The 1,023-nt window shown below is 64.9% G+C and carries 1 protein-coding gene; it reads right to left on the minus strand.

Annotation, left to right across the window (positions count from 1 at the left end; all coding sequences use genetic code 11):
* A partial coding sequence (locus WT97_RS15945) for an aminotransferase (protein WP_060353778.1) occupies positions 1-1,023 on the minus strand: 1,023 nt, incomplete at both ends.

Genomic DNA, 1,023 nt, shown 5'->3' on the forward strand with positions numbered 1-1,023 from the left:
CTGGAAATACGGTCCGATGTCGGTCTTCACGCGCTCGACGATGCCTTCGTCGCGCAGCAGCTTCAGGTTCGCGACCGCGACGGCCGCCGCCACCGGATGGCCCGAGTACGTGAGGCCGTGATTGAATTCGCCGTTGTCGATGATCGGGCGCGCGATGCGCTCGTGGATGCCCACCGCTCCCATCGGCACGTAGCCCGACGTGAGGCCCTTCGCCATCGTGATCAGGTCCGGCTCGAAGCCGAAGTGCTGGTGCGCGAACCATTCGCCGGTGCGGCCGAACCCGCCGATCACTTCGTCGGCGACCAGCAGCACGTCGTACTTGCGGCAGATCCGCTGGATTTCCGGCCAGTACGTCGACGGCGGGAAGATCACGCCGCCCGCGCCCTGGAACGGCTCGCCGATGAACGCCGCGACGTTCTCCGCGCCGAGTTCGAGGATCTTCGCTTCGAGCTGCTGCGCACGCGCGAGGCCGAATGCTTCGGGCGTTTCGCCCGGTTGCGCTTCGCCGAAGAAATACGGCTGGTCGATGTGCACGATGTGCTCGACCTTCGACGGCATCTGCTCGTGCATGTAGCCCATCCCACCGAGCGTGCCGCCCGCGATCGTCGAGCCGTGGTAGCCGTTCTTGCGCGAGATCACGTATTTCTTCTGCGGCTTGCCTTGCACGCGCCAGTATTGATGCACGACGCGCAGCACCGTGTCGTTGCCTTCCGAGCCGCTGTTGCAATAGAAGAAATGGTTGAAGCCGGCCGGCGTGACTTCGGCGAGCATCGCGGAGAGCTCGATCACCGGCGGATGCGTGGTCTTGAAGAACGTGTTGTAGAACGGCAGTTCCTGGATCTGGCGATAGGCGGCGTCGGCGAGTTCCTTGCGGCCGTAGCCGACGTTCACGCACCAGAGGCCGGCCATCCCGTCGATCACCTTGTTGCCGTCCGAGTCCCACAGGTAGACGCCGTCGGCCTTCACGATCACGCGGCTGCCCGCGCGATTGAGCGCGCCCATGTCCGAGAACGGGTGGATGTG

Source organism: Burkholderia sp. MSMB1459WGS, assembly GCF_001534535.1.
Lineage (GTDB): Bacteria > Pseudomonadota > Gammaproteobacteria > Burkholderiales > Burkholderiaceae > Burkholderia.